This window comes from Desulfovibrio sp. OH1186_COT-070, from assembly GCF_003860215.1.
GTDB lineage: Bacteria > Desulfobacterota > Desulfovibrionia > Desulfovibrionales > Desulfovibrionaceae > Desulfovibrio.
The window spans coordinates 1-1607 of record NZ_RQYH01000077.1 but is presented as its reverse complement, the minus strand read 5'-3'; the positions used below and the strand labels follow the sequence as shown (position 1 = coordinate 1607).

General features: G+C 54.9%; 2 protein-coding genes. Both read left to right on the top strand.

Annotated features, from left to right (window positions below; genetic code table 11):
• Nucleotides 1–516 (top strand): hypothetical protein (locus EII23_RS11825; protein ID WP_221620406.1); only part of this gene is annotated, 516 nt, incomplete at its 5' end.
• Between the two features lie 855 nt (nt 517–1371).
• The coding region (locus EII23_RS11820; RefSeq protein ID WP_148091266.1) for a recombinase family protein at nt 1372–1607 on the top strand (236 nt) is incomplete at its 3' end.

Below are 1607 nucleotides of genomic sequence, written 5' to 3'. Positions count from 1 at the left end.
GTGCATCATACCAACAAACAGGGAGACGCATACAGAGGTTCGTCCAAGATTGCTACCACGTTTGAAACGCTGATGATGCTGTCTGCTGTGGAGAACGACAAAGAGAAGGAACAGGAGGACGATGCCGCCACGGAGAATCAACAGGAAGCGCAAAACACCTTCCGCATTGAATGGCACAAATGCCGGGGCAAGCGGGATACCAGAATCAACAGGGGTGTTATCGCCACCATGACCACCGCGCCGGATGAAGGCGGGAATGACGTGTCCGTGTGGACGTGCAAGATGCGCGTAAGCGGGCCGGTGTACGAGATGCTGGCGGTGCTGAAGGCGGGGAACTGCGCGTCGCAGAATGCGCTTTCCAAGGTGTTGGGCGTGACAAGAGGCCGCATAACACAACTCAAGAAGAAAGCGATGGAGATGGGCCTTGTCACACAGGCGGAGTTTGATGCCTGCTTCAAACAGGCCCGGCAGAGAGGGAAGAAAGAGGAAACAGAAGGAGGCAGTGAGGAGTTTTGAACGTGGTTCAGCGCCAGGTGTTGTGAGCGAGTTTTGTTCGTTTGTTTCGCTTCGCTGCAACCACATTTCGCTTCCCTTCCCTTCCGAGCAATCAGCGGAGGGGAAGCTCATGTGGAACAAAAACAACACCCCGAATAAACCGTCTTTCGCGTGATGTGTTTAGCGTTTTCATCCTCCTAGGGCGCTAAACACTAAACACCGTTGAATACCAACGATTTCCGGGCGGTCAAAAAGGGCGATGTTTAGCTCCCCGTTTTCGCCCCCCAAGCGGTCAAAATCCGGCACGGTTCAGCTCCGGTTTTTCCGCTCCAATCAGCACACACACGACCGCCATACGAGGGCACACAGAGGCAGGTCAATGCAGAAGCCGGTATGTCACCGGCATCTTTCTGCTCGTCCTGTGGCCTGCCTCTGCTGCGCTCTTCCCCTCCATCCCCGTTGCCCGGCCAAGCTCTGGCGGTGATGGATACACGGCAAGGAGCAAGCGATTTTGGAGAAAAAATCTGAAAGCCCACCACGGTAGCGGCAAGAGAACATTTTTCCCCATGCCGTGGCCTCCAACCTCTGCACAGCGGACTGAAGCCAAACCGACATCAGGAGCGGACGGCCAGCAAGCATACCATGAACGCATGAAAGAGAAGCAGCGGAATGGGTGGGTAATCAGTGGCACACGGCCCCACCCTCCAGCCACGGGAACGGCAGCGAGAAAAGTGTACCGTTAGAGTATACCCCAACGAAACATGCAAAAACCCTCCGAATTGTGTCACAATAGGGCCTGTTTCAGCATTTCCTTGACACATTCCCAAAATAGCCTGATTCCCAAAGAAACACATTTGCCAAAAGGAGGGGTGGAACATGCACGGCCAGAATATCGGTTACCAGCGCGTAAGCTCGCTTGACCAGAACGAGGCAAGGCAACTTGACGGCGTTCACTTGGACAGAATTTTTACGGACAAGTGCAGCGGCAGGGACAGCAACAGACCACAACTGAAAGAATGCCGGGAGTTCCTGCGGGCGGGCGATACTCTCCACGTCCACAGCATCGACAGGCTGGCCCGCAACCTCCAAGACCTCCTGACCCTGATTGAAGA